Annotated in this window: 6 protein-coding genes; 2 read left to right on the top strand and 4 right to left on the bottom strand. The window is 42.3% G+C overall.

The features are described from left to right. Positions 1 to 105: 105 nt before the first annotated feature. Both AC058W_RS08000 and AC058W_RS07995 read left to right on the top strand, forming a co-directional pair. Positions 106 to 390, top strand: a complete 285-nt coding sequence (locus AC058W_RS08000; protein ID WP_479389937.1) for a hypothetical protein — start codon at positions 106 to 108, stop codon at positions 388 to 390. Between the two features lie 138 nt (positions 391 to 528). Continuing rightward, positions 529 to 732 (top strand): hypothetical protein, encoded by a 204-nt coding sequence (locus AC058W_RS07995; RefSeq protein ID WP_479389936.1) that lies wholly within the window; start codon positions 529 to 531, stop codon positions 730 to 732. Between the two features lie 93 nt (positions 733 to 825). Here AC058W_RS07995 and AC058W_RS07990 read toward each other — a convergent pair whose 3' ends face one another. The 4 genes from AC058W_RS07990 to AC058W_RS07975 all read right to left on the bottom strand — a co-directional run bounded on the left by AC058W_RS07990 (position 826) and on the right by AC058W_RS07975 (position 7,366). Beyond that, positions 826 to 2,805: a diguanylate cyclase domain-containing protein gene (locus tag AC058W_RS07990; RefSeq protein WP_178761940.1), complete on the bottom strand. Its 1,980-nt coding sequence runs from the start codon at positions 2,803 to 2,805 to the stop codon at positions 826 to 828. Positions 2,806 to 3,251: 446 nt separating this feature from the next. Next, the gene (gene rsmH, locus AC058W_RS07985) at positions 3,252 to 4,307 is read right to left on the bottom strand and encodes a 16S rRNA (cytosine(1402)-N(4))-methyltransferase RsmH (protein WP_117844392.1); all 1,056 of its coding nucleotides are present in this window, start codon (positions 4,305 to 4,307) and stop codon (positions 3,252 to 3,254) included. An 18-nt stretch (positions 4,308 to 4,325) separates the two neighbouring features. Then, the gene (locus AC058W_RS07980; RefSeq protein WP_479389935.1) at positions 4,326 to 6,977 is read right to left on the bottom strand and encodes a heavy metal translocating P-type ATPase; all 2,652 of its coding nucleotides are present in this window, start codon (positions 6,975 to 6,977) and stop codon (positions 4,326 to 4,328) included. Positions 6,978 to 7,051: 74 nt separating this feature from the next. Then, on the bottom strand, positions 7,052 to 7,366 hold the full coding sequence (locus tag AC058W_RS07975; protein WP_117676451.1) for a metal-sensing transcriptional repressor: 315 nt from the start codon (positions 7,364 to 7,366) through the stop codon (positions 7,052 to 7,054). Between the last annotated feature and the right edge of the window lie 39 nt (positions 7,367 to 7,405).

Here is a 7,405-nt window from a genome sequence, read left to right as displayed (position 1 = left end):
ATCCTGAGAGGCTAAGAGAACAGTTCAACTAAAACAGAAAATAGATGACTGGCAGTCCGCAAAAGCTCATCACCATCGCCGGGATTTCCCACACTGTAGGTGAGGATGATACTGACAACTCGAAAGGCATTCCCGATTGCCACTGGAACATGTGAGATTTCCCTTAATGATGATAACAGTGTAAAATTTAAATGGTCAGGTGGAAACGAGAGTGGCGGAAAGAAATATCCATTTGCTATGAATGAAAATTTGATGGGACCACTTGCAGATTCAAAATTATTGGAAAACACATTGAGTACCAACAATAATTTTGGACTTGATTCGAACGCTACAAACTCAACAATGGTTCCAGCGATTTTAAAATTAATAAAAAAGAGGACAGTCCGCTAAAAAAAGGTACCTGGGCATATCTGGGCAGTGGAAAGAACCAGAAGAGACGTTATCTTTTCTGGACTTCTGTAAACGTTAGCAACTATCCGGAAGGGACAACAGTTCCTGTCATTATCTGCCGAGCAGATGGAAAATACTATGTTTCCAAGTCAACAACTGCCCAACGAAATGAAAAAAAAACCGTATATGGCAATTGCAGATCATCTCGCTCCTAAGAGTTATCAGGATATTGCTGACGCAGGAGGCACGAACTATAATACTTTACAAGATGCTTATGATGCATACGTAAAGAAAATTACAGAAGATTATTCAAATTTCAAAGATACATTACCGAAAAATTAAATCCCATAAAACAAATACACCGATTTATGAAAGAAAAACGTCTCCATAAACCGGTGTATTTTATTGTCAGGACAGGGGACTTCAGGGAATTTTTTAACAGTTTCTCTCTTCCAGATATTCCAGACATTCATTTACACCTTTAATACCAAGTTCCTTGCGTACTTTATCCTGAATTTCCACCAGACATTCCAAAAGAAGAGGATTAAACATTCCGCATTCTCCATTCAGGATCATCTCCATTGCCTTTTCATGAGAATATGCTTTCTTATATACCCGGTCGCTTACCAGGGCATCATACGCATCCGCCAGTGAGACCACCTGGGCAGATATAGGGATTTCTTCTCCCTTCAGGCCATCCGGATATCCTTTTCCATCATAACGTTCATGATGCCAGCGGCATATTTCATAGGCATATTTCATCATCTCTTCATCATGATACATTTCCAGACTGTCAAGCATCCGGGCACCTATGATCGTATGCTGTTTCATAGCTTCAAATTCTTCCTTTGTAAGCTTTCCGGGTTTGTTCAGAATTTTTTCATCAATTCCAATCTTACCGATATCATGAAGTGCGGAAGCTGTGGCAATCATATGCTGCTGAGACCAGGAAAAATTGTAATTCTCTGATTTTCGCATCAGTCTCTCCAGCAAAAGCTGAGTCAGAATATTAATATGCAGCACATGAAGCCCGCTTTCACCATTTCGGAACTCTACAATCTGACTGAGAATCCCGGTCATCATACGGTTGTTTTTCTCTTTTTCATAAATCTGATCTGTTACCAGATGAATCAGGCGCCTTTGCTTGGCATAAAGCTTGATCATATTGATAACCCGCTGATATACCACCTTGGTATCAAATGGTCTGCTTATATAATCTGAAGCACCCAGTTCGTAGGCACGGCGGATATAACTCTCTGATCCTTCACTGGAAATCATGATCACCGGTATATCCTCGATCCATTTATCTCTGTTCATATAGGCGAGTACTTCAAATCCATCCATTTTGGGCATAATAATATCCAACAGGACCAGGGAGATTTCAGTTCCTTGCTGCTCCAGCATCTTCAGAGCCTCTTCCCCGTCACAGGCCTCCAGGATCCGGTATTCCTTTCCCAGAATTTCCTTAAGTATCTCACGGTTCATTTCAGAATCATCAACGACCAGAAGCTGGGGCAGGTTTCTTTTTTCCACCCTGTCTGTATTTTGCTTCTGATCCCACCGGGTCACTACTATATTTTTATGTCCCTTGGCCATATACATAAATCTGTCTGCTTTGGTGATCGCTTCCTCCAATCTGCCGTGGGTAAACATAGCTCCACCAATGCTCACTGAAAGCTTCAGACGATTAAAACCCGGAATATGTGTCGCATGGATCTTCTCCTGGATCATACGAAGCTTCTGTGAAAAGATTTCTTTCTCAATTCCAGGCAGGATCAACAGAAATTCATCTCCTCCATAGCGCACCAGAATATCCGTACGACGGATATAATGCCGAATTACATTCACTACGGTTGTCAGTACCAGATCTCCTCCATCATGGCCATAAGTGTCATTGAACAATTTAAAATCATCCAGATCGATAACTGCAACTCCGGCATTCAAAGACATATTTTTGACTTTTTCCTCAAAATATCTGCGGTTATACGCCCCTGTCAGCACATCTTTATACAGCTTTTCGCTATATACAGTCAGCTTTTCCGTCAGTTTTTCATATCCTTCCTCATCAGTCAGTGTGTTTTCGTCCAGCTTTTTCAGCATTTCCATTACATAAGGCTCACTGTCAATCTCCAGATACCTTGCAAATACCTGATACATATCAGAATCAAGAAATTCAATTTTGGATGTCTGTTTCTTTTCATTCAGCGCTTTAACGGAAATGCAATTTTCACATCTTTTATCTTTATTCCAGAAAGCATAACACTGACAAAGATTTTTTTCTCCTTCAAGCTTATTTTCCATTCCGGAAGTCTGCAGATCACTCCCTTTCAGGAGACGGACTACATCAAAAATCTCCCGAAGCACCTCCATTTTATTCTCTGCTTCCTGCATCGTCATTTGTTTCCACTCGATCATTATTTTCAGCCTCTCACGAACAACATTTTTTTCTGCAATATAAACTTGTATTATTATACCACTTACTCATCATACAGTACAACAATAATATTTTTTCTTTATCTTCTAAGTTGCCTTACTGTTACTGTTCACACGCCACTATCCCGCGAGGTGTTTTGGCATGAATATGCCAAAATCCCGAGACATACAAGCCAAAATTCCATTGCCGCAGGCAATCTGGAATGAATTTTGGCTACGTTACTGTGAACGGAGTGAACAGTAACGCCTTACTGGTTTCTTTCCATAATACAAAAGAGGCTTGTCACAATGATATCCTATTCCCGGAAACAAGAATACCCTGATGTTTCCACCAGGGTATCCGTTTCTTTTATATTTTATTATCTCTGTAATATACAGAACCAGTTCTGTATCATTCCTTATTTACTTTTCAGGCCATACAAAATCTGCTATTTGTTTTTCACAGCCCAGCGCATTTTAGTAGAGCGGGCTCTTCCATTCTGTGCACATTCCTGAGCAGATGGACGGATCACATCTTTTGCATAATCAGAGTAAATTCCTGCTTTGTATCCTTCTTTGAGAGCTTTCTTTACAAGCTTATCTTCTCCGGAATGGAATGTAAGAATAGCTACACGTCCGCCTGGGCGCAGTGCATCCGGCAGTTTCTCCATAAATTCATACAATACTTCAAACTCGCGGTTCACATCGATACGGAGCGCCTGGAAGGTTCTCTGACAAGTTTTCTTAATCGTATCTTTCTTCTCTTTTTCCGGAAGAAAATCCAGAGTTTTTTCAATTACCTGACGCAGTTTTGTGGTTGTATCAATACGGTTCCCTTTACGGATTTCATCAGTTATCGCTTTGGCAAGCTCTTCACAGTATGGCTCGTCAGAATTCTCATAGAGCATTCCTGCCAGCTCATCTCTGGTAATGGTGTCCAGGCGTTCTGCTGCACTGATACCAGCCTCCTGATTCAAACGAAGGTCCAATGGTCCATCGACTTTAAATGAAAATCCTCTTTTCGGATTATCAATCTGCATGGATGAAACGCCAAGGTCTGCAAGAATGAAATCAAATCCTCCCACTTCCTTTGCAATTTCATCGATTGTACAGAAATTCTGAAGCTTCACCGTGAGAAGATCTTCTCCGAATCCCTGATCTGCAAGACGTTTCTTTGTTTTATCAGATTCCTCCGGGTCTACATCTGTAGCATAAATATGTCCCTTGCCATTCAGACATTTAAGCATCGCTTTGGTATGACCGCCATAACCTAATGTAGCATCAAATCCGATCTCTCCGGGCTGAATATTCAGAAAGTCTATGATTTCCTTAACCATAATGGAAATATGCATCCCGGCAGGAGTATTTCCCTTCTGAATCACATGCTCAATAGTATCCTTATATTTCTCCGGCTGTAATTCCTTGTATTTTTCTTCAAATTTCTTTGGATATTTTCCTTTATAGCGCACCCGTCTTTTGTGTGGTGTCTGGATCTGATTTTCCATAGCCTCTCCTTTACACATTTATTCCTGTGTAATACCGGTTACTTCATAACCAGCTTCTTTGATCACTTCGCGGATTTTATCCTCATTCAGTTTCTCCGGTGCATGGATCACTGTTGTTCCTTTTTCGTGGGAAGAAACTACATCTTCTACACCGAACGCTTCTTTCACTGCTTTGTTTACGTGTGCTTCGCAGTGTCCACACATCATTCCTGTTACATTTACTGTGATTGTTGTCATACCTTTATTCTCCTTGTTTTCTTTTTTATTTTCTTGATCTTTATGATCATGAATTTCATTATTGTTTATATTATTGTCAGCCATATCAGAAGCTGCATTGCGTGTTGTATGATTTCCTGTACTGTCTGCAATATGAGAAGCTCGTAATTCATTCTGCTTAATCTTCTTATCTTTCGATGAGTCATGTACTTTAAACAGATTTAATCTGAGTGCATTTGTAACTACACAGAAACTGGAAAGGCTCATTGCCGCCGCACCAAACATAGGATTAAGTGTCCATCCGAAAATCGGAATCCACACACCTGCCGCAAGTGGAATACCTATCACATTGTAGAAAAATGCCCAGAAAAGATTTTCATGGATATTCTTAAGTGTTGCACGACTTAAACGAATCGCTGCCGGAACATCACTGAGCCGGCTCTTCATCAGTACCACATCTGCTGCGTCAATTGCAACATCTGTACCTGCTCCGATCGCAATTCCGATATCTGCTCTGGTAAGTGCCGGGGCGTCATTGATACCATCTCCTACCATAGCAACACGTCCCTGTTCTTTCAGAGAACGGATTACACTCTCTTTGCCATCCGGAAGTACACCTGCAATTACTTCATCAACACCTGCCTGTGCTCCGATTGCCTTTGCAGTACGCTCATTGTCACCCGTAAGCATGACAACACGGATTCCCATATTCTGTAACTCTTTTACTGCCTGAGGACTATCCTCTTTCATAACATCAGCTACTGCGATCATACCGATCAGTTTATTGTTTTTTGTGAAAAGCAGTGGGGTTTTTCCTTCTCCTGCCAGCTTTTCTGCCTGTAATATCAGTTCCGGTGCAATGGATATCTGATTGCTGATATATTTCATGCTGCCGCCCGTCAGAACTTCATTATCTAATACCGCACGAAGTCCATTTCCCGGAAGTGCCTGAAAATCAGAAACTTCTCTGGCTGTGATCTGTCTTTCCTCTGCCTTTGCAAGAATCGCTTTGGCAAGAGGATGCTCACTCTTCTTCTCCAGTGCATACGCATAGGTAAGAAGTTCTTCTTCCGAAATTCCGTCTGCCGGAACCAGATCTGTCACCTGAGGTTCACCTTTTGTGATCGTTCCTGTCTTATCTAATGCAACAATCTGTATCTTTCCTGCTTCTTCCAGAGAAACTGCTGTTTTAAACAGAATTCCGTTCTTTGCACCCATTCCATTTCCAACCATAATAGCAACCGGTGTGGCAAGTCCAAGTGCACATGGACAGCTGATAACAAGAACAGAAATGCCTCTTGCCAGAGCGAAACCAAATGGTCTGCCCACAAGCAGCCAGATAATCGTTGTGATAATGGCAATACTGATAACTGCCGGAACAAAAACTCCTGAAACGCGGTCAGCAATCTTTGCGATTGGTGCTTTGGTGGCTACCGCATCACTGACCATCTTAATAATCTGTGAAAGTGTAGTATCTTCTCCTACACGGGTTGCCTCACATCTGATAAATCCTGACTGATTTACCGTTGCGGCAGAAACCGCATCTCCCGGATTCTTATCTACCGGAATGCTCTCGCCGGTAAGTGCCGCCTCGTTTACTGCACTGTTTCCTTCCAGGATCACACCATCCACCGGAATATTCTCTCCCGGGCGGACTACAAAGATATCACCTTTGCGCACCTGCTCAATCAGTACTGTAGATTCCTGGCCATCACGCACAACTACTGCTGTCTTAGACGCCAGTTTCATAAGACCCTTGAGTGCATCTGTTGTTTTGCCTTTCGAACGGGCCTCCAACATTTTTCCAACTGTGATCAGAGTAAGAATCATGGCAGCAGACTCAAAATAAAACTCCATCATATAGTTCATAACTGCCGCAGAATCTCCGTCTACCTGTGCCCTTGTCATGGCAAAGAGTGCATAAACACTCCACACAAAAGAAGCCATTGAACCGAGTGCTACCAGTGTATCCATATTTGGAGCGCGATGCCAAAGGCTCTTAAATCCACTGATAAAGAATTTCTGGTTGATAACCATTACGATTCCTGCAAGTAAGAGCTGTACCAGTCCCATTGCGACATGATTATCATTAAACCATGCCGGAAGCGGCCAGCCCCACATCATATGTCCCATTGAAAAATACATCAGCACAAGCAGGAAACCTGCTGATGCGATCAATCTTCTCTTTAATATTGGGGTTTCATGATCTTCCAGTGCTTCTTCCGCTGCTGATGCAGACATCTGTGCTCCGGAAGCTCCTTTTAGTGAAGCGCCGTATCCTGCATCCTGTACTGCCTTGATGATCTCGCCTGAGCTGGCAGTTCCTTCCACTCCCATGGAGTTTGTCAGCAGGCTGACAGAACAGGATGTCACACCCGGAACCTTGGATACAGCCTTCTCAACTCTGCTGCTGCAGGCTGCACAACTCATCCCGGTTACATTGTATTGTTCCATCTTCATTCCTCCTCGTATTTCTATTTCGTAACTGTTCAGTATCTTCACAGTTAGTAAACTGCTGAATAGTCACTCTATTTCATAAGCCTCTGCAAAGTAGCAACCAACTCATCAATTGTCTCATCCTTACCTTCCCGGATATCTCTGGCAACGCAGGTACGGATATGATTCGCAAGCAGTTCTTTGTTAAATGCATTTACTGCCGCATTTACCGCAGCAGACTGAATCAGAATATCATTGCAATATGCATCATTCTCCAGCATACCGATAATTCCACGAATCTGTCCTTCCACGCGTTTGAGACGATTAATCAGCTTTCTGCGTTCCTCTTCGGAACGGTCTGTGTGCTTCTCACAGCAGGGACAGGCTTTCTTTTGTGTATCTGTCATATAGTATACCTCCTATCGATAAACCAAATAATATGTGAA

The sequence above is a fragment of the Blautia sp. CGZ-1-C1 genome (assembly GCF_056504575.1).
Note: the sequence above shows the minus strand (reverse complement) of the source record. Positions and strands in the feature narration are given on the sequence as shown.

Bases quoted from the DNA above. Each gene is read 5' to 3' on its own strand.
- AC058W_RS08000 (WP_479389937.1), top strand. From the start codon at position 106: ATGATACTGACAACTCGAAAGGCATTCCCGATTGCCACTGGAACATGT.
- AC058W_RS07995 (WP_479389936.1), top strand. From the start codon at position 529: ATGTTTCCAAGTCAACAACTGCCCAACGAAATGAAAAAAAAACCGTAT.
- AC058W_RS07990 (WP_178761940.1), bottom strand. From the start codon at position 2,805: ATGATCGAGTGGAAACAAATGACGATGCAGGAAGCAGAGAATAAAATG.
- rsmH (WP_117844392.1), bottom strand. From the start codon at position 4,307: ATGGAAAATCAGATCCAGACACCACACAAAAGACGGGTGCGCTATAAA.
- AC058W_RS07980 (WP_479389935.1), bottom strand. From the start codon at position 6,977: ATGGAACAATACAATGTAACCGGGATGAGTTGTGCAGCCTGCAGCAGC.
- AC058W_RS07975 (WP_117676451.1), bottom strand. From the start codon at position 7,366: ATGACAGATACACAAAAGAAAGCCTGTCCCTGCTGTGAGAAGCACACA.